Annotated in this window: 1 pseudogene; it reads left to right on the top strand. The window is 36.8% G+C overall.

The window, feature by feature from the left end:
- Positions 1–213: pseudogene (locus tag ACT3QQ_RS13975) on the top strand (hypothetical protein); the annotation flags it as partial.
- Positions 214–334: the final 121 nt, after the last annotated feature.

Raw genomic sequence — 334 nt, 5'->3', positions numbered from 1 at the left:
TTTACTCAAAAACTACGTGGCAATTTGCGTTATGGTGAGGTAAATGTAGACGATGCTGCAGACAGCTCTGCAAACGTAAAAAGCGCCAATCTGATATATGAGTATTTGCCAGATTTAGACTTGGGTATTGAGTGGAGAAATCAAGATGTTGCGACGTTCCCGTGGATGCCAGCAGGTCAACAAATAGAAGTAATGGCAAAATACGATTTTTAAGTTGAATATGAAAAAAGCTTTATCGGTTTATAGTGAAGCTTGGGATTTCTTTATAAAATCTACTACGAATAATGATAAAGTCATCTCTAAAGCTTCATATTAACCAAGGCTGCTATGTCTA

Origin of the sequence: Psychrobacter sp. AOP7-A1-24 (assembly GCF_052376235.1) — a bacterium.
In the GTDB taxonomy this organism is placed as follows: Bacteria; Pseudomonadota; Gammaproteobacteria; order Pseudomonadales; family Moraxellaceae; genus Psychrobacter.
The sequence above is the reverse complement of the archived record's forward strand: the minus strand, read 5'-3'. Positions and strand labels throughout refer to the sequence as shown.